The 255-nt window shown below is 44.3% G+C and carries 1 protein-coding gene; it reads right to left on the bottom strand.

Annotated features, from left to right (window positions below):
• Positions 1–255 (bottom strand): DUF4142 domain-containing protein (locus tag ACO0LF_RS31785; protein WP_423021450.1); only part of this gene is annotated, 255 nt, incomplete at both ends.

Genomic DNA, 255 nt, shown 5'->3' with positions numbered 1-255 from the left:
CTACTGCATCCTTGTGAGCAGAGACCCCAATATCCGCTGCGTACTGACGATCATATTTTTGTCCGTCGAGTGTAGCGAGTTTTTTTATCGTTGATTCTTGCTTGGCATCCGGTGTGTCCGGAATATCTACTTTTTTACTATTGGCCAACTGCTTTAATTCATCCGCTACTTTGGAATGATCTGTGACCATTTGATCGGCAAATTCTTTGACAGACGGTGAAGAAGCTTTACGCGTGGCATCTTTGCTCGCTGTAA

The sequence above is a fragment of the Undibacterium sp. Di27W genome, assembly GCF_049340345.1.
Taxonomy (GTDB): domain Bacteria; phylum Pseudomonadota; class Gammaproteobacteria; order Burkholderiales; family Burkholderiaceae_D; genus Undibacterium.
The sequence above is the reverse complement of the archived record's forward strand: the minus strand, read 5'-3'. Positions and strand labels throughout refer to the sequence as shown.